General features: G+C 70.6%; 9 protein-coding genes. 1 reads left to right on the top strand and 8 read right to left on the bottom strand.

All coding sequences use genetic code 11. From position 1 onward, the window contains the following. Positions 1–30: 30 nt before the first annotated feature. The 3 genes from JJ691_RS14095 to JJ691_RS14105 form a co-directional block, all read right to left on the bottom strand. On the bottom strand, positions 31–1272 hold the full coding sequence (locus JJ691_RS14095; RefSeq protein ID WP_211769225.1) for a serine hydrolase domain-containing protein: 1242 nt from the start codon (positions 1270–1272) through the stop codon (positions 31–33). A gap of 89 nt (positions 1273–1361) precedes the next feature. After that, positions 1362–1562 (bottom strand): MbtH family protein, encoded by a 201-nt coding sequence (locus JJ691_RS14100; RefSeq protein ID WP_211769226.1) that lies wholly within the window; start codon positions 1560–1562, stop codon positions 1362–1364. Positions 1563–1577: 15 nt separating this feature from the next. Then, positions 1578–18872: a non-ribosomal peptide synthetase gene (locus JJ691_RS14105; RefSeq protein ID WP_211769227.1), complete on the bottom strand. Its 17295-nt coding sequence runs from the start codon at positions 18870–18872 to the stop codon at positions 1578–1580. Positions 18873–20015: 1143 nt separating this feature from the next. On the opposite strand from JJ691_RS14105, the gene JJ691_RS14110 reads away from it, so the two are divergent. Then, positions 20016–20294: a hypothetical protein gene (locus JJ691_RS14110; protein ID WP_211769228.1), complete on the top strand. Its 279-nt coding sequence runs from the start codon at positions 20016–20018 to the stop codon at positions 20292–20294. 74 nt (positions 20295–20368) lie between these two features. Here JJ691_RS14110 and JJ691_RS14115 read toward each other — a convergent pair whose 3' ends face one another. From JJ691_RS14115 to JJ691_RS14135, 5 genes are all read right to left on the bottom strand, one after another. After that, positions 20369–21544, bottom strand: coding sequence for a sensor histidine kinase (locus JJ691_RS14115; RefSeq protein ID WP_249227909.1), 1176 nt, complete (start codon positions 21542–21544; stop codon positions 20369–20371). Continuing rightward, on the bottom strand, positions 21541–23268 hold the full coding sequence (locus JJ691_RS14120) for a sodium/solute symporter (protein ID WP_211769229.1): 1728 nt from the start codon (positions 23266–23268) through the stop codon (positions 21541–21543). Before JJ691_RS14120 ends, JJ691_RS14115 begins: the two co-directional genes overlap by 4 nt. 3 nt (positions 23269–23271) lie before the next feature. Continuing rightward, positions 23272–23649, bottom strand: a complete 378-nt coding sequence (locus tag JJ691_RS14125; RefSeq protein WP_211769230.1) for a hypothetical protein — start codon at positions 23647–23649, stop codon at positions 23272–23274. Continuing rightward, entirely contained in the window at positions 23646–24479 is an 834-nt protein-coding gene (locus tag JJ691_RS14130; protein WP_211769231.1) for a LytR/AlgR family response regulator transcription factor, read from the bottom strand. The genes JJ691_RS14125 and JJ691_RS14130 overlap by 4 nt, the downstream gene beginning before the upstream one ends. Positions 24480–24568: 89 nt before the next feature. Next, the gene (locus JJ691_RS14135) at positions 24569–24880 is read right to left on the bottom strand and encodes a hypothetical protein (protein WP_211769232.1); all 312 of its coding nucleotides are present in this window, start codon (positions 24878–24880) and stop codon (positions 24569–24571) included. Positions 24881–25016: the final 136 nt, after the last annotated feature.

Raw genomic sequence — 25016 nt, forward strand, 5'->3', positions numbered from 1 at the left:
TCTTCCCCAAATCGGTCGAAGCTGTGGTTGTCAGCGGCGGGCGGCGACGCGGCCACCGGTCTGCAGGCCGTTGATCAGGCCGGTCGACGGGTCGCGCAGGAAGCGCCCGCCCAGCACGCGTCGGCCGGATTCCGGCTCCAGCACGGAGAACGCCCAGTCCGCGTGCACCGTCAGCTCCGGGTACAGCTCGCCGCCGACGTGCAGCACGCCGTCGCCGGCGTCGACGAAGTACTCCATGTCGCCGTTGGCGTAGCTGCCGGTCAGCCCGGCCGGCATCGGCATCTCGTCGGGCCGGTGGCTCAGGTCGTAGTCGGCGACCTCCAGCCCGAGCCCGCGCAGCCGGCCGACCAGATCCACCCACAGCGCCGCACCGGAAACCGCGTTGGTGGTCAGCGCCACGACCTGCTCGCCGGTGGGATTGACGCGCAGGTGGCAGGACGTGCCGTCGGCGGTGCCGTCGTGGCCGACCCAGCCGTCGAACACCGCCAGGCCCAGTCCCCAGCCGTTGGCGAGCCCGAACGGCACCACACCGGGCACCTGCCGGCGCATCGTGCGCAGCAGCTGCGGCGAGAGCGGACCGTCGCCGGTGACGTGCATCAGCCCGAACGTCACGAGGTCCTCGGCGCTCAGGGCGAGCGCGCCGGCGCCGGCCTCGACTTCCGGGAGCGTCTGCGCCACCGGGCGACCCCGACCGGCGTGGCCGGTCATGAAGGTGCTCACCGACCGCTTGCCGCCGGGTTCGACCGTGAACGCCGGCTCGATGCCCAGCGGCGTGAGCAGCAGCGCTTCCACGGCCTCCCACCAGTCCATGCCGGTGATCTCCGCCACCAGCCGGGACAGCAGCACATAGCCGACGTTCGAGTAGGAGAAGCCGATTCCCGGGCGCAGCACCAGTTCCGCGTCGCGGCAGGCGCGCAGGTACTGGCGCGTCGAGACGTTCTCGCCGCTCAGCGCGGCCGGCAGGCCGCTGGTGTGGCTCAGCAGCTGCCGGACGGTCAGCCGGCCGACCCGCGGCCCCAGCTCCCCCAGGTGCTCGCCGAGCCGGTCCTCCAGCTCCAGATCGCCGTCCGCCACCAGCAGCATGGCCAGGGTGGCGGTGAACGGCTTGGTGATCGACCCGACCGGATACTTGCCGGCCGAGCCGACCGTCACCGTGCGGCCGCCGGTGTGCACCGACAACTGCGCCGCCGGCACGTCGTGCCGGGCTAACAGCCCGTTCAGCACCTCTTCCAGGATCGCTCTGTCCACTTCGGACCGGACCGAGGTGGTCACGGTTTGCCTCCCCAGCTGTTCGGCGCTTCCCCAGCGCCAGATCCCCGATGATGCAATTCAGTCTTCACTGACGTAATAGTGCTATTGAATTACTGGTTCGCCGCCATCCACTCCCGCAGGCTGCGCGGGCGCATGTCCGTCCACACCTCGTCCACGTGGTCCATGCACTCCTGCTTGCCGCCCTGGAAGCCGGTGGGCCGCCAGCCGGCCGGGACCTCGTTGGCCAGCGGCCACAGCGAGTGCTGGTCCTCGTCGTTGACCAGCACCTGGTAGTCGATGTCGTCGCGCACTGTGTCGTTTCCCTTTCAGTTCTCGTCGTCGCCGAAAGCGACGCGTTCCAGTTCGAGCAGGACCCGCTCCTCGATCAGCTCGGCGAGGGCGGTCACGGTCCCGCTGGCCAGCACGTCACGCGGCGTCAGCTCGACGTCGAACGCGGTGCGGACCATCGAGGTGATGTGCAGGCTGCGCACGGAGTCGCCGCCCAGGTCGTAGAAGTTGTCGGTGGCGCCGACCCGGTCCAGGCTCAGGGCCTCGGCCCAGATGCCGGCCAGCACCGCCTCGGTCTCGGTCTCCGGCTCCACGTATTCGGAGCTCACCGGCTCCTGGGTCGGGGCCGGCAACGCCCGGCGATCGAGCTTTCCGTTGGGGGTCAACGGCAACTCGGCCAGTGACACGAAGACCGACGGCACCATGTGGGCCGGCAGCCGGCCGGCGAGGTGTTCCCGCAGGCCGTCGGTCTCGCCGACGACGTAGGCGATGAGCCGCTGGTCCTCGGCGATCACCGCGGCCGCCTTGACGTCCGGGCGGGCAGTCAGTGCCGCTTCGATCTCCCCGGGTTCGACCCGGAAGCCGCGGATCTTGACCTGGTTGTCGGCGCGGCCCAGGAACTCCAGCTCGTCGGCGGCGTTCCAGCGGACCAGGTCGCCGGTGCGGTACATGCGGGCGCCGGGCTCGAACGGATTGGCCACGAACCGCGAGGCGGTGAGGCCCGGCCGGTCGAGGTAGCCGCGGGCCAGGCCGATGCCGGCGACGTACAACTCCCCCGGCACGCCAACGGGAACCGGCCGCAGCTCGTCGTCCAACACGTAGGTCCTGGTGTTGCGGATCGGCCGGCCGATCGGCGGCGTGCCCCCCGGTTCGAGCGGATCGCTCCAGGTCGCGACCACTGTGGACTCGGTCGGCCCGTACGCGTTGATCAGCCGCCGCCCTGGGGCCCAACGGGCCACGAGATCCGGTGTGCAGGCGTCGCCGCCGAGGATCAGCGTGCGCAGCTTCGGCAGCTGAATGTCCGGCACGGTCGCCATCGCGACCGGCGGGACCAGCGCGTGCGTGATCTCCCGACCGCTGAACACCGCGCCGAGGTGTTCGCCCAGCAGCGGTCCCGGCGGCGGCACGACCAGGGCCGCGCCGGCCGGCAGCGACATGCACAGCTCCAGCACCGAGGCGTCAAAGCTGGGCGAGGCGAACTGGAGCACACGGTCGCCCGGCTGCACGTCGAAGTGCTCGATCTCGGCGGCGGAGAAGCTGGCCAGGCCGGCGTGGCTGACGACAACGCCCTTGGGACGGCCGGTGGAGCCGGAGGTGTAGATCACGTACGCCGGGCTGGTCGGCGACACCGCCCGCGTGACCGGTTCGTCCGAAAGGGACTGTTCGGATCCGTCCATCACGATGTCACTGCGCACATCACTGTCCGGCATGGTGATCACCAGCACCGGTTTGGCGTCGTCCAGCATGAACGCGATGCGCTCCGCCGGGTAGGACGGGTCGACCGGCAGGTATGCGGCGCCGGCCTTGAGCACCGCCAGCTGGGCCACGATGATCTCCAGCGAACGCGGCAGGACCAGCGCGACGATCTTCTCCGGCCCGGCCCCGGCGGCGATCAGTCGGCGCGCCAGCCGGTTCGCCCGCTGGTCAAGCTCCGCGAACGTCAGCGTGGTGTCGGCCAGCACCGCGATGGCATCCGGGGTGCTGGCCGCCTGGGCCTCGACCAGCTCGGGCAGCGTGGCCGGCGCCACCACCCGGTCGGTCGCGTTCACGCCGGTCAGCAGGTGTTCCCGCTCGGCAGCGGTGAGCACGTCAATGTCACCGAGGATCGGGTTGTCGCACATGGCTTCCACGACCTGGACGAGGTGGCCGACCATGCGTCGCACGGTGTTCTCGTCGAACAGCTCGGGGTCGTAGCCGATGCCGAGGGTGAGGGTCTCCCCCGGCACGCCGACGACGGTCAGCGCGTAGTTCGTCGCTTCCGTGGCGTCCAGGTCGCGAATGCCCCGCTGCGTGCCGACCGGGTAGTTCTCGAACACCACGGCGCTGTCGAACAACGTCGGCACACCGGCCAGGGATTGCAGGCGGGACAGCGGAACGTACTCGAAGCGCCGCGATTCGGCCTGCGCCTGCTGCATCTCCAGCAGCCAGTCCACAACGGACATCCGCGAGTCGACCTCGGCCCGGACCGGCAGGGTGTTGATGAAGATGCCGGCGATGTCGTCCGCGCCGGGCAGATCGGCCGGCCGGCCGGAGACGGTCGCCCCGAAGCAGATGTCGCCCTGCCCGCTGTAGCGGGACAGCAGCAACGCCCACGCGCCCTGCACGACCGCGTTCACGGTCAGCCGGCGTCGGCGGGCGAACTCGTGCACCCGGCCGGCCGCCCGCGCATCCAGCCGCGCCGACACCCACTCGGTGGATGCGGTGTCGTGGCTGGTGGTCGGCGTCCGGTCGAACGGCAGCGGCGTCGGTCCCTCGACACCGTCGAGGGTTTCCCGCCAGTAGTGGTCAGCCGCGGCAAGGTCCTGGCTTCGCATCCACGACACGTAGTCGGCGAACGGACGCCGCGCCGGGAGTTCGCCGCCGGCGGCGACGGCGAGCACGTCGGACAGCACCTGGAAGACGGACCAGCCGTCGAGCAGCACGTGGTGGAAGGACCAGACCAGCTGGACCTCGCTCGCCGACAGCCGGGCGAGGGTGATCCTCAGCAGCGGCCCGGTGGCGAGGTTGAAGCCCTGGTCGCGGTCGTCGGCCAGGAGATCGGCCAACATCGCCTCGCGGTCGAGGCCCTGCCAGTCGTAGATGGCGATCGGCACCTTCGCGTGCCGGTCGACGACCTGCACCGGCTCCGGCACGCCGTCCCACACCATCCGGCTGCGCAGCACCGGGGTGCGGTCCGCGACCCGTTGCCACGCCTCGGTCAGCCGCGGCAGGTCCGGGCAATCCTCGAGCACGAAGGCGATCTGCTCGAAGTAGAGGCCACGGTCCTGTTGGGACAGTCCGTGGAACACCATGCCGGCCTGCATCGGCGTCAGCGGGTAGATGTCCTCGATGTCCCGCCCGTTGCCGGCGATCCGGTCGACCTGGTGCTGGGCGAGGCCGGCGAGCGGGAAGTCGGACGGCGTGCGACCGCCGGTCCCCGGGTCGGCGCAGTGCCGGATGATCTCGTGCAGCGCGGCGACGAGGTTGCCGGCGAGCCTGCGCACGGTGGACTCGCGGTGCAGCTCCGTGGAGTACTGCCAGGTCAGTTCGAGCTTGCCGCCCTGGACGAGGCCGACGACGTCGAGCTGGTGCGGACGGCGCTCGTCGGGGCCGATCGACGAGTCGAGCGTGCCGGCGTCGGTGAACTGGCCGAGGTAGTTGAAGCTGATCCGCGGTTCGGCGGTGGCGTGGACCAGGCCGGCGACACCCTTGTTCGGCACCGCCCGCAGCTGTTCCTTGACCGCCTTCAGGGTTTCGGCCCAGTCCTGGCCGACGGTCAGCTCGACCGGGTACATCGAGGTGAACCAGCCGACCGTGCGGGACAGGTCGACGTCGTCGAACAGTTGCTCGCGGCCGTGACCTTCGAGATCCACCAGCACCCGGTCGCGCCCGGTCCAGTCGGCCAGGACCCGACCGAGGGCGGCCAGCAGCACGTCGTCGACCTGCGTCCGGTACACGCCCGGCACGTCCTGGAGCAATGCCTTGGTCTGAATGGCGTCCAGGCCGACCGTCACGGTGGTCGTGGTGGCGAAGGTGTTGGGGCCGTTGCCATCGGTGGGCAGTGTCGGGTCGGCGGTCAGGCCCGTCCAGTACGGGATCTCCGCGCCGAAGTCGTGCTTCTCCAGTCGCTGCGCCCACTCCCGGAACGAGGTGGTCTTGGGGGCCAACGCCTTTCTGTGGTAGGCCGCCTCCAGGTCCTCGACCAGGACGCGCCAGGAGACACCGTCGATCACGAGGTGGTGGGCGGTCAGCACCAGCACGTTCGGCTCGACCAGCCGCGCGGTGATCACCGGGCCGTTGGCGAGGTCGATCTCCGCGTCGAGGATGCCCGCCGGCTCGTCGGGTGCGTTGTGCTGCCACCACTTCCCGTCGATCCGGTGGAACCGCATGCGCAGGGCGTCGTGATGGGAGACCACCGTGGACAGTGCGGCCCGCAGCGCCGGGACATCGAAATCCTGCGGCCATTCGATACGCATGGACTGGGTGAACGACGCCGGGTCGACCGGGTTGCCGTCGAGGTACCAGCGCTGGATCGGGGTGAGCGGGACCTCGCCGCTGACCGGGCCCTGTTCGGCGATGATCTGCACCGCGGCCGTGGCATTGGCCGCCAGCGCGGCGATGGTCGGGTGCGCGAACAGGTCTCGCGGGGTGAGGTTGAGGCCGGCGGCCCGGGACCGCGACACCACCTGGATGCTGAGGATGGAGTCGCCGCCGAGCTCGAAGAAGTTGTCCTCCACGCCGATCCGCTCGGCACCAAGGATGTCGGTCCAGATGCCGGCGAGGATCCGCTCGTTGTCCGTGCGCGGCGGCTGGTAACCGGTGCTGGCCGCCAGTTCGGGGGCTGGCAGCGCGGCGCGGTCGACTTTTCCGTTGCGGCTGAGGGGGAGTTCGTCCAGGTGCACGATCGCCGCCGGCACCATGTAGTCCGGCAGCCGCTCGGACAAGTGTTCGCGCAGGTCGTCGACCTCACCGACGACGTAGCCGATGAGACGCTTGCGGCCGTCGTCGGTACGGACCGACACCACCGCCTGTTCGACGGCTGGATGCGCCGCCAGCGCCGCTTCGATCTCCCCCAACTCGATCCGGAAGCCACGGATCTTGACCTGGTCATCGGCCCGGCCCACGAACTCGACCACACCGTCACGCCAGCGAACCAGGTCACCGGTGCGGTAGAGCCGATCGCCACGGCCGAACGGATCAGCGACGAAGCGCGCTGCCGTCAGGCCAGGCCGGCCGATGTAGCCGCGGGCCACTCCGGCGCCGCCGATGAACAGCTCGCCAACGGTTCCCGGCGGCACCAGCCGCAGGTCGCCGTCGAGGACGTACAGGCGCATGTTGTCCAGCGGCGACCCGATCGGCACAGTGTCCGGTACCAAGCCCCGCATCTTGTGCCGAGACGCGAACGTCGTGGTCTCCGTCGGGCCGTAACCGTCCACAACGGACACGCCGGTGGCGATCACCCGCCGCACGGCGTCGGCCGGCACCACGTCACCACCGGTCCAGACCTCACTCAGCCCCTTGAAGCAGCCCGGATCCTCCTGGGCCATCAATCGGAACAGGCCGGCGGTCAGCCACATCCCGGTCACGCCCTGGCCGATCGCCCAGCGGATCACCGAGGCATCGACGTCACCCGGCGGCGCAACGATCACCCGACCACCGTTCAGCAGCGGCACCCACGTCTCGTAGGTGACGGCGTCGAAGGCCTGCGGCGAATGGAGCAGCGTCGTGCCGTGTCCGGCGGCGAAGGAGCGATCCCGGGCCAGTTCGACAATGTCGGCGTGCGTCACGGCGACGCCCTTGGGCAGGCCGGTCGAGCCGGACGTGAACATCACGTAGGCCAGATTCGTCCGGCTGACGCGGATTCCCGGCTCGGTGGCCGGCTCGTCCGAGTCGACGTCCTCCAGGACGATCCGCGCGCCGGCCTGATCCAGCACAGCCTGCTGCCGCTGGGCCGGTGCCCGCAGGTCGAGCGGCACGTAGGCGGCGCCGGCCTTGAGCACGGCCAGCTCGGCGATCACCAGGTCGACCGATCGCTCCATGCGGAGTCCGACCCGGTCCTCGACGCGCACCCCGAGCTTGATCAGCCGGTTGGCCAGGCGATTCGCCTTGGCGTCGAGTTCGGCGTAGGTGAGATCGTCGACCGCCGGGGCATCGGGGTCCTGACGGGCGAAGGCCGTCAGGACGGTGTCGAAGCTCGGCGCGGTGGCGGTGGCGTTCCACTCGTGCAACACCAGCCGGCGCTCGGCGTCGGTCAGCAGATCCAGACCCCGAACCGGCCGCTCGGGGCTGCTCGTGATCGCCGTGAGCACGAGGTCGAGCTGGTCGGCCAAGCCGCGGATGGTCGGCTCGTCGAACAGCGTCGGGTCGTAGTCGAAGCTGACGGCCAGCCGCTCACCGGGCTGCACGACAACGCTGAGCGGGTAGTTGGTCGGCTGGACCTCGCCCATGCCGTGCATGCCGATGCCGTGCGCGGCAATGGCTTCCTCGTCGAACGGGTAGTTCTCGAACACCAGCAGGCTGTCGAACAGGGTCGCGCCGACCCAGCCCTGGAGCTGGGCCAGCGACACGAAGTCGTACTGCCGCGCCTGGGACAGCTCGCGCTGCACGTCACGCAGCCAGTCGGCGACCGACTCGCCGTCGGCCAGCCGGATCCGGCTCGGCAGCGTGTTGATCACCATGCCGACCATGGACTCCACGCCGGGCAGATCGGCCGGCCGGCCCGACACGGTGGTGCCGAAAACGACGTCGTTGCCGCCACTGCGGCGGGCCAACAGCAGACCCCATGCGGCCTGCACGATCGTGTTCACGGTCAGGCCAAGGCGATGCGCCAGTTCCTTCAGCGGCGCGGCCGCGTAGTCGACGCGGACGGTCGCGCACGACTGGGCCCGGTGCGATTCCACCGGCTGCCGGTCGAACGGCAACGCCGTCGGGCCTTCGACCCCTTCCAGCGCCTCACGCCAGAACGCCTCGGCCTGGTCAATGTCCTGTGTGGACAGCCAGCGCAGGTACTCGGCGAACGGCGTCCGGCGTTTGAGCGAACCGACCGCCTTGTAGTCCTCGCACACTTCTTGCACCAGCTGCGCACAGCTCCAGCCGTCGAGCAGCACGTGGTGGAACGTCCATACCAGCACCACCTCGCCGGCGGCCAGCTCGGCCAGCGTCACCCGCATCAGCGGCGCGGCAGCCAGATCCAGGTCGTTGGCCCGGTCGTTGTCCAGCAGTTCCCGCAACTTGGCGTCGAGGTCGCCCGCGGTCCAGTCGAGGATGGTGACCGGCAGCGTCACGTCCCGTTGCACGACCTGCACCGGCTCGGCCAGGCCGTCCCATACGATCCGGCTGCGCAGCACCGGCGTCCGGTCCACAACCCGCTGCCAGGCCTGGGCGAACGCGGCGGGGTCGTCGATGCCGGTCAGGCGCAGCTGGACCTGGTTGAAGTAGGCGCCCGAGGAGCCGTCGACCAGGCTGTGGAAGATCATGCCGGCCTGAAGCGGGGTCAGCGGGTAGATGTCCGCCACGCCCCGACCGTCGCCGACCAGCCCGTCCACATCGGACTGCGTCAGCCGGGCGAGCGGGAAGTCCGACGGCGTGCGGCCGCCGACGCCCGGTCGGGCGCAGTGTCGGACGATGTCCTTGAGGGCGTTGAGCATGCCCTCGGCGAGGTCGCGGACCGTCCCCTCGGTGTGCACCTGGTCCGAGTAGTGCCAGGTCAGCTCCAGCCGGTCATGCTGCACCAGCGCGATCACGTCCAGCAGGTGCGGCCGGCGCTGGCCCGGGTCGGCGGTGCCGCCGATCGATCCGTCGCCGGTGAACTGCCCCAGGTAGTTGAAGCTGATCTCCGGGTCGACGGCCGGCGCGGCCCCGGTGAGATAGCGCAGCGCGCCGTAGCCGACGCCGCGCCGCGGCACTGCTCGCAGGTTCTCCTTGACCGACTTGAGTGTTTCGTTCCAGTCACCGGTGGTCTCCAACGAGACCGGGAAGATCGAGGTGAACCAGCCGACCGTGCGGGACAGGTCCACGTCGTCGAACAGCTGCTCACGGCCGTGACCTTCGAGGTCCACCAGCACCCGGTCGCTCTTCGTCCATCCGCCAAGGGTCTGGCCGAGCGCGCTGAGCAGCACGTCGTTGACCTGGGTGCGGTAGACGCCCGGCACGTCCTGGAGCAGCGCCCGGGTGTGCTCGGCGTCGAGGCCGACGGTGACCGTCCGGACCGAGCCCTGGGTGTTCACGCCCTCCGCATCCGTGGGCAGCTTGCCGTTGCCGCGCAACGACTCCCAGTGCGGCAGCTCGTCGTCGAAGCCTCCAGCGGCAGCGAACTCGGCCAGCCTTCGGGACCATTCCTGGAAGGACGTCGTCTTGGCCGGCAGCGGCTCGCCCCGCAGCGCCGAGCACAGGTCCTCGGCGAGGATCCGCCACGACACGGTGTCGACGACCAGGTGGTGGGCCTCGATCAGCAGCTTCCCGTCGACCATCGAGGCCCGGAGCAGCGGGCCGTCGGCCAGGTCGAACGGTCGGCCGTCGAGGATCCGCGTGGTCTGGACCGGGCGAGTCGTCTGCTGCACGCCAAAGGTGGTGCGCAATGCGTCGTGATGCGCCAGCAGGACGTTCAGAGCGCGGTCCAAGGCCTCGGCGTCACCGGGGACGTCGAGCAGCATGGACTGGGTGAAGTGCTCGGCGTGCACCGGTTCGCCGTCGAGGAACCAGTGCTGCACCGGGGTGAGGGGCGCGTCGCCGGTCACCGCGCCCTGGCTGGCCGTCACGGTGGTGGCGGTGCCGGCGGCCGCGGCCAGGGTGGCGATGGTCGGCCGTGTGAACAGGTCGCCCGGCATCAGGTTCAGGCCGGCCTGCCGGGCGCGGGACACGACCTGGATGCTGACGATCGAATCGCCGCCCAGCTCGAAGAAGTTGTCCTCGACGCCGACGCGGCCCAGGCGCAGCACCTCGGCCCATATCTTGGCCAGGGTCCGCTCGGCGTCGGTGCTGGGTTCGACATGTCCCCCGGTGATCTCCGCGGCGGGCAGCGCCTTACGGTCGACCTTGCCGGTGGCGTTGAGCGGCAGGGCGTCCAGCTGGACGATCACCGCCGGCACCATGTAGTCCGGCAGCCGCTCGGACAGGTGTTCACGCAGGCCAACGGTTTCGCCGACGACATAGCCGACGAGACGCTTGCGGCCGTCGTCGGTGCGCACCGACACCACCGCCTGCTCGACGGCCGGATGCGCCGCCAGCGCTGACTCGATCTCCCCCAACTCGATCCGGAAGCCACGGATCTTGACCTGGTCGTCAACCCGGCCGACGAACTCCAGCACGCCGTCACGCCAGCGAACCAGGTCACCGGTGCGGTAGAGCCGCCCGCCGGCGCCGAAGGGATCGGCCACGAACCGGGACGCAGTCAGACCCGGCTGGCCGTGGTAGCCGCGGGCCACGCCGACGCCACCGATGAACAGCTCACCGACCACGCCCGGCGGCAACAGCCGCAGGTCGGCGTCCAGCACGTGCAGGCGCATGTTGTCCAGCGGCGACCCGATCGGCACCGAGTCCGGGACCGGGCCGGACATCTTGTGCCGGGAAGCGAAAGTGGTCGTCTCCGTCGGACCATAACCGTCCACAACGGACGCACCGGTGGCGATCACCCGCCGCACGGCGTCGGCCGGCACCACATCGCCGCCGGTCCACACCTCGGCCAGGCCCGCGAAGCAGTCCGGGTCTTCCTGGGCGATCAACCGGAACAGGCCGGCTGTGAGCCACATTCCCGTGACGCCTTGGCCGATCGCCCAGCGGATCACCAAGGCATCGACTGCACCGGCCGGCGCGACGATCACCCGGCCACCGTTGAGGAGCGGCACCCAGACCTCGTAGGTGCTGGCGTCGAAGGCCTGCGGCGAGTGCAGCAGCACGGTCCTGTGCCCTTGGCGGAACGATCGGTCGGCAGCCAGACCGACGATGTCCCGGTGCGTGACGGCGACGCCCTTGGGCACGCCGGTCGACCCGGACGTGAACATCACGTAGGCCAGATTCGCCGGATGCACCAGGCGGTCCGGCGACGTGTCGTCGGTGCCCTCGCTGACCGTCGCGATCGGTCCGCTGTGGACCGAGTCGGCGACCGATCGCCACTTCTCATCGGTGATCACGACCGAGGCGTCAGCGGCCAGCAGGCGGAGCCGGTCCTGCGGGGCCCGGGCATCCAGCGGCAGGTACGCGCCGCCGGCCTTGAGCACCGCCAACTCGGCGACGACCAGCTCCGGCGACCGCTCCACCAGCAGCGCGACCGGCTGGTCCGGCTCGACCCCGAGCTCGATCAGCCGGTGGGCCAGGCGGTTCGACCAGCGGTCCAGCTCAGCATAGGTCAGGTCGTCGACTGCCAGCGCTGAGGGCCGGCGGCGCACCTGGGCGGCGAACAGGTCGACCACGCTCAACTCCGGCAGCGGGTGCTCGGTGTTGTTGTACTCGTGGAGCAACAGGGTTCGGTCGGCCTCGGTGAGCATCGGCAGGGCCGACAGCGGCCGGTCGGCGTCGGCGGCGATCTCCTCGATCAACCTCCGCAGGCGGTCGGCCAGGCCAGCGATCGTCGACTCGTCGAACAGCCCCGGGTCGTAGCCGAAGGCCAGTGTCAGCCGCTCCCCAGGGTAGGCGACGACCGCGAGCGGGTAGTTCGTCGTCTCGACGCCGCGCAGCTCCCGAATACCGAGACCGGTGTCCACCGGGTAGTTCTCGAACACCAGGATGCTGTCGAACAGCGTGCCGGTCGGCGGCGCGTAGTCGAACCGCCGGGCCTGCGCCTGCTCGTCCTGGATCTGCCGCAGCCAGGGCACGAGCGGCTGGTTCTCGTCCACGTCCACGACGGACGGCAGCGTGGCGATGAAGATGCCGGTGATCCCGTCGGCGCCGGGCAGATCGGCCGGGCGGCCGGAAACCGTGCTGCCGAAGCACACCTGCCGCTGCCCGCCGTGCCGGGCCAACAGCAGTGCCCAAGCCCCCTGCACAACGGTGTTGACGGTCAAGCCGTTGCGCTGGGCCATTTCCCGCAGTTCGTCGGCCGGGAAGTCGACACGCAGGCTAGCCGTCGACTCTGTGACCCCCGAGGGCTGCCGGTCGAACGGCAGCGGCGTCCGGTCGCACGACAGGTCCCGCCAGAACTCCTCGGCCGCCGAGGTGTCCTGTTCGGACAGCCAGGCCACGTAGTCCCGGAACGGCCGCCTGAGCGGCAGCTCACCGCCACGCACGGTCGCCATGACGTCCGAGAGCACCTGAAACAGGCTCCAGCCGTCCAGCAGCAGGTGGTGGAACGTCCACAGCACCCGGGTCCCGATGCCCTGCGCCACCAGCGCGACACGCATGAGCGGCGCCTGAGACAGGTCGAGCCCGGCGGCCCGGTCTTCGGCCAGCAGGACGTCGAAGTCGCCTCCGTAGCGGCGGATCGGCAGCGCGACGCCGCGTCGCACCACCTGCATCGGCCGGTCGACGCCCTCCCACACGATCTCGCTGCGCAGCACCGGCATCCGGTCCACCACGGCCTGCCAGGCCGTCGCCAACTCGTCGGGGCCGGCGTCGACGGTGAAGCTGACCTGCTGGAAGTAGGCGCCCTGACCGTGCTCGGCCAGCCGGTGGAACACCATGCCGGCCTGCGTGGGCGTCAGGGGATAGATGTCCTCGACGCTGCGACCATCGCCGACCAGATTGTCCACGGTGGACTGATCAAGACCGGCGAGCGGGAAGTCCGACGGCGTCCGGCCGCCAACGCCTGGCTGTCCACAGTGGTCGATGATCTCCAGCAATGCCTGGCGCATCTCCGCGGCCAGGCCTTCGACCGTGGCCTGCGCATGCCGGACGCCGTGGAACCAGGTGAACTCCAGACAGCCGTTCTCGACACGACCCACCACATCCAGCAGGTGCCGGCGCGGCGCGGCCGGGTCCTCGGACAGGGCCATCTCACTGACCCCGTCGAACTGGCCGAGGTAGTTGAAGCTGACAGCAGGCTCGATCGCCGGCACACTCCCGGCCAGATAGCGCAGCGCCCCATAGGAAACGCCCTTGTTCGGCACCGACCGCAGTTGTTCCTTGACCGCCTTGAGGTCTACCGCCCAGTCGCCGCCGATCTCCAGCGACACCGGGAAGATCGAGGTGAACCAGCCGACCGTGCGCGACACGTCCACGCCGTCGAACAGGTCCTCGCGGCCGTGCCCCTCCAGGTCGACGACAACCCGCCGGCTGCCGGTCCACCGCGACAGCACTCGGCCCAACGCGGCCAGCAGAACGTCATTGACCTGGGTGCGATACACCCCGGGAACATCCTGGAGCAACGCCCGGGTCTGCTCGGCGTCGAGCCGCACGCTGACCGATCGCGTGTCAGCCACGGTGTCCACGCCTTCGGCGTCCACCGGGACCGGCGCGTCCTCGATCGCCCGCCAGTGACGCTCGTCGGCGAACACGTGACTTTCGATGCGGTGGGCCCACTCCTGGAACGACGTGGTGCGCGGCGGAAGATCGCAGCCCTGGTAGGCGGTCTTCAGGTCGTCGAGCAGGATCCGCCACGACACACCGTCCACCACCAGGTGGTGCACGTACAGCGTCACCCGGTTCGCATTGGTGATCGCCGCCCGGATCAGCGGACCCGTCGTCAGGTCGAACACCGGATCGGGCTCGCCGAGCACCGTGACCGGCTCGGCGGCGGGAATGTCCTGCCGGTCGGTGAACCGGGCGCGGAGCATGTCGTGGTGCGCCACCAGCTTCTGCACCGCGGTGGCGAGCCGATCGGGGTCGATCGGCTCCTCGAACCGGGCCACCACGCTCTGCGTGAAGTGCCCGGGCCGGGCCGGTTCCGTGTCGAGGAACCACCGCTGGACAGGGGTCAGCGGCACTTCCCCGGTCGCCGGGCCACGCTCGATCCGCTCCCCCGCGACCACTGTGGTCGCCAGCGCGGCGATGGTCTGGTTGAGGAAGATGTCCCGGGACGACACGGCCAGCCCGGCCTGGGCCGCCCTGGCCACGACCCGGATGCTGAGGATCGAGTCGCCGCCCAGCTCGAAGAAGTTGTCCAGCACGCCGATCCGCGCGACACCCAGCACCTCGGCCCAGATCTCGGCCAGCACGCGCTCGGTGTCGGTGCGCGGCGCGACGTAGTCGGTGCCGTGCGCCTCCCAGTCCGGCGCGGGCAGCGCAGCGCGGTCGAGCTTCCCGTTGGGGTTCAACGGGAATCGGTCCAGCCAGACGAAGCCGGCCGGCACCATGTACTCCGGCAGCGACTTTGCCAGGTGCGCCCGGAGGTCGGCCTGGCCGTCGCCGACGACGTAACCCACGAGCCGCTTGTGGCCCTCGTCCTCGCGGACGACCACCACCGCGTCGGCGACGCCGTCGTTGCCCCGCAAGGCGTTCTCGATCTCGCCGAGCTCGATCCGGAAGCCGCGGATCTTGACCTGGTGGTCGAGCCGGCCCAGGTACTCCAGCTCGCCTTCGGCGGTCCAGCGCACCAGGTCGCCGGTGAGGTACATCCGGCTGCCGGCCGGCCCGAACGGATCAGCGACGAACCGGTCCGCGGTCAGGCCGCCGCGGTTGAGGTAGCCGCGGGCCAAGCCGGTGCCGCCCAAGCAGAGCTGACCGGTCACGCCCGGCGGCACCGGGCGGAACGCCGGGTCCAGCACGTACGCCGTGGTGTTGGCGATGGGCCGGCCGATCGGTGGGTTCCGGTCAGTGGAGTCGTCGTACCAGGCCGTGGCGTAGACGGTGGCCTCGGTCGGGCCATAGATGTTGGCGATCCTCGCGCCGGGCAGGGCATTTCGCACGTCCCGCACGGCCTTGGCCGTCAGGGCCTCGCCGGCCAGCACCACGTGCTCCGGCGTCACCGACACCGCACTCTGGGCCAGCAGCTGCGCGAAGGCCGACGGCACACCGCTGACCAGGCTAGCCGTCCAGTCGGTGCCCGTGCGTTCGCCGAGGGACAGCACGTCCCGGACGACCTCGATGCAGCCGCCGAGCATCAGCGGGCAGAGGATCTCGAACACCGAGACGTCGAAGTTGAGCGAGGTCGACGCGACCACGGTGGACAGTCCGGCGATGCCGAAGTCCTTGGCCGCCCAGGCCATCAGCTCGACGGCACTGCCGTGCGTGACGACAACACCCTTGGGCCGCCCGGTCGAGCCGGACGTGTAGATCACGTACGCGGGATGCGCCGGGATCAGGCCGATGTCACCGAGGTTGTCAGCCTGCTCGGGAACGTCGCCGATCTCGGTCAGCACGACGGCCGGCCGCGCGTCGGCGATCATCAGCTCGCGGCGCTCGGCCGGGTAGTTCGGGTCCACCGGCAGGTAGGCCGCCCCGGACTTGAGCACACCCAGCACCGCGACGATCATCTGCTCGGACCGGGGCATGGAGATCGCCACCAGCCGCTCGGGGCCGGCTCCCTGCGTGATCAGCCTGCGGGCCAGACGGTTCGCCCGTTCGTTCAGCTCACGGTAGGTCAGCGCGCGACCCTCGCACACGACCGCGACCGCATCCGGCGTCGCCGCTGCCTGCCGCTCGAACAGGGCCGGCAGCGTCGTCGCCGGCGCGTCGATCACCGGGCCCTGCCACTCCACCAGCACCTGCCGGCGCTCGCCGTCGGTCAGCAGTGGCAGCTCGCCGACCGTGCGATCCGGGTCCGCGGCGATCCCGTCCAGCAGCACCCGCAGGTGACCGGCGATGCGGTCGATGGTGCTGGCGTCAAAGAGATCAGTGTTGTACTCCAGGGCCGCGACCAGCCCGCCGGCACGCGGCACGAATTCGAAGACCAGGTCGAACCGGGCCCGCGGCCGCGGCAGGTCGTACTCGCCGACGCTCAGCTCAGCCGCCGTGTGCCGCGGCGCCATCTCGTTCTGCAGGATGATCAGGGCCTGCGCCAACGGGGTCCGGCTCGGGTCGCGCGCCGGCTGGAGATCGGCCACCACCTGGTCGAACGGCAGGTCGGCGTAGGAGAACGCCTCCAGCACCGTTTCCCTGGCGTCAGCGAGGAAATCGGGGAAGCTCTGGGCCGGCTCCACCCAGGAGCGCAGCACCAGCGTGTTCACGAAGAAGCCGGTGACCCGCTCCAGCTCGGCGTGGTCACGCCCGGAGACGACCGTGCCGACGGCGACGTCCTGCTGGTTGCTGTGTCGGGCTAACAGCAGCTGGACCGCCGCCGTCAGCGTCATGAACAGGGTGGCGCCGTGCTCCTGGCCGAGGTCGGCCAGCCGACGCACCAGCTCCGCCGGCAGGTCGTAGCGGCGGATCGCGCCGTTGGTGGTGCGGACCTGCGGCCGGGGCCGGTCGGTCGGCAGCTCCAGCGGGGCCAGGCCGGCCAACTTGCGCCGCCAGTAGGCCAGCTGCCGCTCCCGCAGCCGCCCGGTCAGGCGTTCCTGTTGCCACAGCGCGAAGTCCGCGTACTGGATGGCCGGCGTCGGGAGCTCGCCACTGGTGTAGCCGGTGATCAGCTCGTCCAGCAACAGGGCGACGGACCAGCCGTCGGTGACGATGTGGTGCTGGCACAAGACCAGCACGTGATCGTCTTCGGCCAGCTCGACCAGGCCGACCCGGGTCAGTGGGCCCCGGCTCAGGTCAAACGGCCGGTCCAGTTCGGCCTCGACGTCGTCGATCCGGTGCAGGGGCAGGGATCCGCCGTCGGCGATCACCTGCACGACCTCGCCGTCGACGGTGTCGAACGTCGTGCGCAGCGACTCGTGCCGCTGGACCAAGGTGTTCAGCGCCTGTTGCAGGGCTTTCTGGTCGAGCGGACCGCGCAGCCGGAGACCGATGGCGGAGTTGTACTCGGTGTCGCCGGCGGTCAGGTCGTTCATCAGCCACAGTCGCCGCTGCGCCGGAGAGATCGGCGTCGGCCCGGTCCGCGGCCGGCGACGGATCCGGTCCCCGGCCGCCCGGGCCTGCGGTGGCAGCAGCTCGGCGATGCCGGCGACCGTGCGGGCGTCGAACACGATCCGCGGCGAGAGGTCGACATCGAAGCTGGTGCGGATGCGGGCCAGCAGCTTCGCGCCGAGGATCGAGTCGCCGCCCAGCTCGAAGAAATCGTCCTGCACGCCGACGTCCGGCATGCCGAGCAGGTCCCCCCACAGCTCGGCCAGCACCTGCTCGGCCTCAGTGCGCGGGGCCACGTACTCGGTGCGGCGCGCGGTCGACCAGTCCGGCTCGGGCAGCGCCTTGCGATCCAGCTTCCCGTTGGGGCCCAGCGGGAACCGGTCGAGCCCGATGATCGCCGCCGGCACCATGTAGTCCGGCAGCGTCCGGGCCAGGAGCTCTCGGAGGTCGGCTTCGGTGCGGCTCACGACGTAGCCCACCAGTCGCTTCACACCGGGCCGGTCCTCACGGGCGATCACCACGGCGTCCCGGACGTCCGGGTGAGTCCGCAGCGCCGCCTCGATCTCGCCGAGCTCCACCCGGAAGCCGCGGATCTTGACCTGGTGGTCGACGCGACCGACGAACTCCAGCACGCCGGCGGCGGTCCAGCGGACCAGATCGCCGGTGCGGTACATCCGGGTGCCGGGCGTGAACGGGCTGGCCACGAACCGGGACGCGGTCAGGCCCGGGCGGTGCAGGTAGCCGCGGGCCAGGCCGATGCCCTCGACGTACAGCTCGCCGGTGACGCCGACGCCGACCGGGCGCAGCCCGTCATCGAGGACGTGGGCGCGGGTGTTCCAGATCGGCCGGCCGATGGGCGGGATGCCGCCCGGCGCCAAGGGATCGCTCCAGGTGGCGACCACCGTCGACTCGGTCGGGCCGTACGAGTTGATCATGCGGCGGCCCGGGGCCCAGCGGCGGACCAGGTCGGCAGGGCAGGCGTCGCCGCCGACGATCAACGTGCGGAAGTCGGGCAGCTTGGTGTCGGGCACCGTGGCCAACGCCACCGGCGGGATCAGCGCGTGGGTGACCCGCCCGCCGGCGAGGACTTCGGCCAGCCGGTCGCCGAGCAGCGCGCCCGGCGGCGGCACCACCAGCGCCGCGCCGGCCGGCAGCGACATGCAGAGTTCCAGGATGGAGGCGTCGAAGCTGGGCGAGGAGAACTGCAGCACGCGGTCGCCGGGGCGGACCTCGTAGCGGTCCATCTCCGCGGCGGCGAAGCTGGCCAGGCCGGCGTGCGTGACCACGACGCCCTTGGGCCGGCCGGTCGACCCGGACGTGAAGATCACGTACGCCGGGTGGTCAGTGCACTGTGGACGAGCTAGCGACCTGACCGGATGTTGGTCGAGCAGGCCGGCTGTGTCCATGGTGATCATGGGCACAGTGCCGGCGGGCAGCCGGTCGGCCAGTGCGCGCCGGGTGACAACCAGCACCGGATCGGCGTCGCCGAACATGAGCGAAATTCGCTCTTTCGGGTAGTCCGGATCCACCGGCAGGAAGGCCGCCCCGGTCTTGGCCACCGCCACCTGGGCCGTGACCAGGTCCGCGGAGCGGGGCAGGGCCAGCGCCACGATCCGCTCCGGTCCCGCGCCCCGGCCGGCCAGCAGGTGGGCGAGCCGGTTCGCGCGCGCGTCCAGCTCGGCGAAGGTCACCGTGCCGTCCGCGCCGAGCAGGGCGGGCGCGTCCGGGGTGCGCTCGACCTGACCCTCGACCAGTTGGGCCAGGGTGCGCGCGGGCACGGGCCGGTCAGTGGCGTTCCACTCCGGTGGGACCGACATCGAACAGGACACCTTTCGGGCACGGGGCATCGCCAGAGCCGGTGACGGCACTGGTCACGTCCTGACGGGTGGGTAGGCGCTTTTCGAGCGCGCGCCTGCCCGCAGGGTGAGGTCAATTCACAGCCGTGCGCCGACGGTCTGCCCGGGTCCGTTCGCGCACGTCACCGCAGTGGCGATTTCCCGTCGCCAACGTGCCACGAAAAGGACAACCGGGTCCCGTCGTCACCGGACCGCGATCGATGAGCTCGACAGTCGGGGCCACCACAACCGTCGAGATCCGTAGGCAACGGTGCCCAACGAATCCATCGAATTCTACCGCCGAACGGAGTATCCCCGACAGTTCAGTTCGAGGGCCGTAACACGCACGTGGGAACTCCATCGGAATGACCGAACTTCACTCACCCGTGACGGATTGCTCCATCAGTGCGGTTTGACACACCCGAGACAGACCCCCAGCAGAGTCCGGACCGGCCCACCTTCGGACACTCCCCCTATTGGGTTACCCCGGTCAGGATCACAGTCACACGCCGCGACGCATTTGGGCAGCTAGTTCAAGGTCAGCCAACTTGACATCGGGTTAATCCTACATTTCCTACTCCTCGGTAGGAAGTATGCACGTGCACCAAGTCACGAAACGTCCCGCCACAGTGACCCACATCGCATTCACGGGCCTATTTGTGACGGGGGTGCCACGCGTCAATCACGAACAACTCATTCCGATAACGACGGCCGTTACTTCACGCCGCAACAATTCGCTTCGGCGAACGGGTTCGGTTCCGCCCGCTCCGGTTCCGATTCGCCGCGGTTCAATCGATCGAGTGAACGGCTGAGAAGGTGAACGGTGATAAGCAACCGCACGCGCCGGGACGGAACGGACCGCGCGAAGGCGGCACAGAACTCGGTTGAACTGGGTCGATGGCGCTCTGGAGACGAGCGGATCTGCCGAGGCCGCGGCTCGCTGGAGTCAGCGGGGCCGGCAGGGCCACTACGAGCGCTGGGCACTGGGACGGCTGGACCAGCGGACCTCGACGCGAACCGGCGGGTTTGGGCCCCGGGCAGCACCCGTGCACCTTCGCACCAGGGCATGAACCGGCGACGCGCGGTGGCCGTGTACTGGGCACTCAACCGGGAAGGAGTCCACCGATGACCACTCCACTTTCCCACCGGGCGCTGGCGATGCTCCGCGCCGTGCGGGCCGGGCGCGCGGAGCTGACGGCCAGCCGCGAGCCGGACTTCCGCGTCGACGGACTGGCCTGCTGTGACCAGGCGATGGCCCGGGAGCTGGTGCACGCGGGACTGGTCGCCACGGCCGGCGTGGGAGCCAAGGGGGCCTGGCTGCCGGCGATCCTCACACCATCTGGTGAAAACGCCCTGGCCTCGGCGAGTCCGCCGGCGGAGGGCAGCCGGCACCTGGCGGCCTGAGGCGATCCGCGGCGGCGGACCGGCGACTGTCTGATTCCTGCATTCGGTGTGCCGGAGAGCGGGACTCGCGGGGATCAGTCGGCGTGGACGCCGGGGCGGTACTTGGGCAGCCGGAGATGGATCTTGGTGCCGGCGCCGACGGCCGTCTCCACCACCAGGCCGTACTCGTCGCCGTAGACCTGCCGGAGGCGTTCGTCGATGTTGCCGAGGGCGATGCCGGTCTGGGCGTCGGGCTCGCCGGCGAGGGTGCGGCGCAGGCGCTCGGGGTCCATGCCGATGCCGTCGTCCTCGATGCTGATGTGGGCCTCGGCCCCGGCGTCCGCGGCGTGGATGGTGATGCGGCCGGGACCGACCTTGCCCTCCATGCCGTGCCGGACGGCGTTCTCCACCAGCGGCTGCATGCACAGGAAGGGCACGGCGACGGGCAGCACCTCGGGGGCGATCTGGAGGGTGACCTGGAGCCGGTCGCCGAAGCGGGCCCGCTCCAGGGACAGATACTGGTCGATGGACCTGAGCTCCTCGGCCAGCGTGGTGTACTCGCCGTGCCGTCGGAAGGAGTACCGGGTGAACTCGGCGAAGTCGAGCAGCAGGGTGCGGGCCCGCTCGGGATTGGTTCGCACGTAGGAGGCGATGGCGGTGAGGGAGTTGAAGATGAAGTGCGGGGAGATCTGCGCGCGCAGGGCCCGCACCTCGGCCTCGATAAGACGCTGCTTGGACCGGTCGAGCTCGGCCAGCTCCAGCTGACCGGCGGCCCAGCGGGCGACTTCGTTGGCAGCGCGGACAAGTCCGGCGGAAGCGTCGATGGCGTAGGCCATGAGCACGCCGGCGACCCGACCGTCCACATGCAACGGAACCATGACGGCGTACCGCAGCGGGCAGTCAAGGTCGTCGCATTCGACGCGGGTGACATGGGAGCGACCGTTGGCGAAGGCGGGACCGACGATCTCCAGGGCCCGGGCCGAGTGTTGCGAGCCGACGCCGTCCCAGGCCAGAATCCTTTCCCCGTCGGTCAAAGCCAGTGCCGGAGTGTCCAGAAGGGCCCGAAGATGCGGCGCGGAGCGGCGCGCCGCCTCAGGCGCCAGCCCGGCCCGCAGCGGCGGGGCGGCCGACCAGGCGGTGTGCAGGGTGGCATAGGTGGCCCGGTCGGCGGCATTGCCGGACTCACGGTAGAGACTCCGCAGGCGCCACAGCAGAGCCACCACGGCCAGGGTCATCACACACAGCAGCACGGCCAGCACCGCGGTTGTCACGGCGTCTCCTCATCAGCCAGCCCGAGCGCTTCGGGGGCGTGCAGCCGCACCATGGTCCGGTTCACCGACGCCGGCACAGTCCGAGGAGTCAGGAGCGACCCGATGATCATGACGGCGAAGCCCAGCGGCACGCTCCACGCCGCCGGCCGGCTGAGCAGATCGTAGACGAGCCCGGCGCCCGGCGGGACCAGCAAGGTGACCAGTCCGGCCAGCAACGCCAGTCCCCCGCCGGCCAGCATTCCCGCCATCGCACCGACCGGGGTGAGCCGCCGCCACCAGATCCCCAGCAGCAGCAACGGACAGAACGACGAGGCGGCGACAGCGAAGGCCATGCCCACGACGTCGGCCAGTGACATGCTGGACACCAGCATGGCCGCCCCGAACGGCACCATGGCCGCGAAGAACGCGGCCACCCGGAACCCGCGAAGTCCCCGCAGCAGCAACACATCCTGCGACAGCACACCGGCGACCGACAGCGTCAGCCCGGACGACGTGGACAGGAACGCCGCGAACGCGCCACCGGCGACCAGGGCGCCCAGCAGCTCCCCCAGGGTGCCGCCGACCAGTTTGGACGGCAGCACCAACACGACCGCGTCGGTCTGCCCGGTCAGCAGCAACTCCGGTGTGTACAGCCGGCCCAGCGCCGCGTAGGCCGGCGGGAAGAGGTAGAAGGCCCCCAGCAGCGCCAGCACGACGACCGTGGTCCGCCGGGCCTGGCGGCCGTTCGGGTTGGTGTAGAAGCGAACCACGACGTGCGGCAGGCCCATGGTGCCGAGGAACGTCGCGATGATCAGCGAGTACGTGACGTAGAACGGGTCGCCGTGCCCCTCCCCGCCCAGCGGCTGCGCCCAGGCCGCGTTGGTGTCGGCAGGGATGCCCTTCACTTGCGGCACCAGGGAATTGGCCGGGAAGTCCAGCACCGCGCCGGCGTTGATCCGGTGTTGTCCGGGCCCCATCGACACCTGGTTGCCAGCATGCGACCGCCCATCCACGACACCGTTGACGAACACCGTCGTCGGCGTCTGGACCTCAACGTCCACAGTGGCCTGCACGGTGACGTTGGTGTCGCTGGTGAACACCGCCGGCTTGGCCCCGTCCAGCGTCGGTGTGCCGGCGTCCCGCCAGGCCAGCACCAGGAAGATCACCGGCACGGCCAGCGCAGTGAGCTTCAGCCAGTACTGCACGGCCTGCACGAACGTGATGCTCCGCATCCCGCCGGCCATCACGTTCACCGCCACCACGGCCGCCACCAGCAGCGCGCCGAGCCAGCCCGGCGCACCGGTCACGGTGGTCAGGGTCAGGCCCGCGCCTTGCAGCTGCGGCACCAGGTACAGCCAGCCGATGCCGACCGACAGCACGCTGGCCATCCGCCGCACCCGCCGCGACTCCAGCCGCGCCTCGGCGAAGTCCGGCACCGTGTACGCCCCCGACCGCCGCAGCGGGGCCGCGACCAGGGCCAGCAGCACGAGATAGCCGACGGTGTATCCGATCGGGTACCAGAGCATGTCCGGCCCGTACGCGAAGATCAGCCCGGCGACGCCGAGGAACGAGGCGGCGGACAGGTACTCGCCGCCGATCGCCGAGGCGTTCCACCACGGCGACACCGTTCGCGACGCGACGTAGAAATCCGAGGTGGTGCGGGAGATCCGCAGGCCGTAGCCGCCGATCAGCACGGCGGCCACGAGCACCAGCGCCACGAAGACGGCGGAGTAGGTGCTGCTCACCGGTCAGGACTGCTCGACGAGGTCGGCGAACTCCCGCTCGGTCCGCTCCACCCGCCACACGTAGTAGCAGCCGACCAGCACCACCACCGGGTACACCGCGAACCCCAGCACCAGCCACGGCAGCGGCAGGCCCAGCACCAGCACCGTCTTGGCCGGCGGCAGCAGGGTGAACAGCACCGGCAGCGCGGCCAGCGGCCCGCACACCAGCAGCACCACCAGCAGGCCGAGCCGCAGCTGGGTCCGCATCAGGGACCGCATGTACAGGGCCCCGACCTCGGACTGCTCGTCGATCTCCCGCACGATCGGGTAGGACCGGGACCGCCGCCCGGCCCGGGTCCACGGGCTGGTGACGACCACCCGCCGGGGCCGCTCGGCGTTCATTTGCCCGCCCGCACCGCGTGCGGCCGGGCCCGCTTGACCAGCAGGTCCCGCAGCTGCGGGGTGTGCCGGCGGCTCACGGTGAGCGTCGCGCCGCCGATCTTCACCGACATCTGCCCGCCGTCCAGCCGCAGCTCCTCGACGTGGGCCAGGGAAATGAGGTGGCTGCGGTGGATGCGCACGAACCCGGCGTCGCGCCAGCGTTCTTCGAGCCCGGTCAGCGGCGTGCGGACCAGGTAGCTGCCGCTGGCGGTGTGCAGGCGCGCGTAGTCGCCCTGCGCCTCGGCGTAGCGCACGTCGGACAGCCGTAGGAACCGCGTCACCCCGCCCAGCTCGACCGGGATCACGTCGTCCGGGGTGACCGCCGGCGACTCGGCGGCCTGCTGCGCCGGGACGTGCACCGAGCTGGCGAGCACCTTGTGCGCCACCCGGTGCAGGGCCTCGGACAGCCGCTGCGGGCGGATCGGCTTGAGCACGTAGTCGAGGGCCTTCAGCTCGAAGGCCTCCACCGCGGACTGGTCGTCGGCGGTGACGAACACCAGCGCCGGCGGGCTGGCGAACCGGGTCAGCACCCGGGCCAGCTCCATGCCGTTCAGGCCGGGCATCTTGATGTCCAGGAACACGGCGTCGACCGGTCGGTCCGCGTCGGCGGCGCGGTGCAGCAGCCGCAGCGCCTCAGTGGAGTCCTGCGCGCCCTCGGCCGTGCCCACCCGCGGGTCGGCCCCGAGCAGGTAGACGATCTCCTCCAGGACCGGCAGCTCGTCGTCCACGGCGAGCACACGCAGCGGCCGGGCCGACGGCCCGTCGCAGTCGGGACACGACGCTGGACTCATGCCTGCCAACCTTAGTCACCACGCAACCCTGAGCGGCGGCCAGATCAAGGATCAACACTCACCCCGGTGAGACCGAGGCGCCAGTGTGCTCACCCGTTCGGCTGTATCGTACGGCCACCGGCCGCGCGCACGTCGCCGAGGGCGATCTCCAACTCCATCAGCGCCTCCTCGGACCGCCGCCGGGCCACCTCCAGCGAGGCGGCCGCGCCGGCCCCGGCCAGGCGTTTGGTCGGCTCACGCAGCGTGCTCAGCAGGTCGGTGAGCACGCAGGCCAGCCGGGCCGCGTCGGCGATCGCCGCAGTCAGCTCCCGCTGGCTGGCCGGCCGCGCGTCCGGCAGCACGGGGCTCCCCGCGGCCGGCCCACGGGAGTCCGGTGTCGTCGGGACGCTGTCCTCAACCATCCGCTGTCCCTTCCCCCAGATGTTCCACAGTGGACGACCGTCTGGCACACCAACAGTAGAGATGTAGCTTTCGGCGACACGACCGCTCGGGGTCCTTGCGCGCCGGACGACACCTGCCGCACGGTGTGCGGAGACG

This window comes from Kutzneria sp. CA-103260 (genome assembly GCF_018263855.1).
In the GTDB taxonomy this organism is placed as follows: Bacteria; Actinomycetota; Actinomycetes; order Mycobacteriales; family Pseudonocardiaceae; genus Kutzneria.

Excerpts from the sequence above, each read along its gene's own strand:
- JJ691_RS14130 (WP_211769231.1), bottom strand. The coding sequence starts at position 24,479 with ATGAGTCCAGCGTCGTGTCCCGACTGCGACGGGCCGTCGGCCCGGCCG.
- JJ691_RS14105 (WP_211769227.1), bottom strand. The coding sequence starts at position 18,872 with ATGTCGGTCCCACCGGAGTGGAACGCCACTGACCGGCCCGTGCCCGCG.
- JJ691_RS14110 (WP_211769228.1), top strand. The coding sequence starts at position 20,016 with ATGACCACTCCACTTTCCCACCGGGCGCTGGCGATGCTCCGCGCCGTG.
- JJ691_RS14125 (WP_211769230.1), bottom strand. The coding sequence starts at position 23,649 with ATGAACGCCGAGCGGCCCCGGCGGGTGGTCGTCACCAGCCCGTGGACC.
- JJ691_RS14135 (WP_211769232.1), bottom strand. The coding sequence starts at position 24,880 with ATGGTTGAGGACAGCGTCCCGACGACACCGGACTCCCGTGGGCCGGCC.